Source organism: Porcipelethomonas ammoniilytica, assembly GCF_025567485.1.
GTDB classification, from domain to species: Bacteria; Bacillota; Clostridia; order Oscillospirales; family Ruminococcaceae; genus Porcipelethomonas; species Porcipelethomonas ammoniilytica.
The window spans coordinates 1-379 of sequence record NZ_JAOQKH010000113.1 but is presented as its reverse complement, the minus strand read 5'-3'; the positions used below and the strand labels follow the sequence as shown (position 1 = coordinate 379).

At 40.4% G+C, this 379-nt stretch carries 1 protein-coding gene; it reads right to left on the bottom strand.

Annotated elements, in window-relative coordinates; genetic code table 11:
• Window positions 1–191: 191 nt before the first annotated feature.
• Window positions 192–379: hypothetical protein (locus OCV67_RS13550; protein WP_178085198.1), on the bottom strand; the 188-nt coding region annotated here is incomplete at its 5' end.

The following is a 379-nucleotide window of genomic DNA, read 5'->3' as shown; positions in this document are numbered from 1 at the left end:
GCACAAAATCGCGCATTGTTTCGTCAGAAAAACTTTTTATTATTGAAACGAGGAAATTATAATATATTTTAATATATATCTTATATATAGGGGGAAAATGTGCCACAGTGCCACACGCCCCGCAAACCTCGTAAATGCGCCGTTTCTTGATAGACACTTTTGCCACAGACAATGCCACAAACAGTGCCACATTACAATAGGTCTTCATAATCTTCAATATTTATTTCGTCTTCACCCACCGGAAGTTTCATTACAACGCATTCCACATTAACGCCGTTAATACGTTTACCACGGGTAAATCTGCGCCCTCTTGTCAAAATCAATCCGTTAGTTTTAAGCCACGAAAGCAACGCCCTGTCGTCAAATCCTGCGTCCTTGA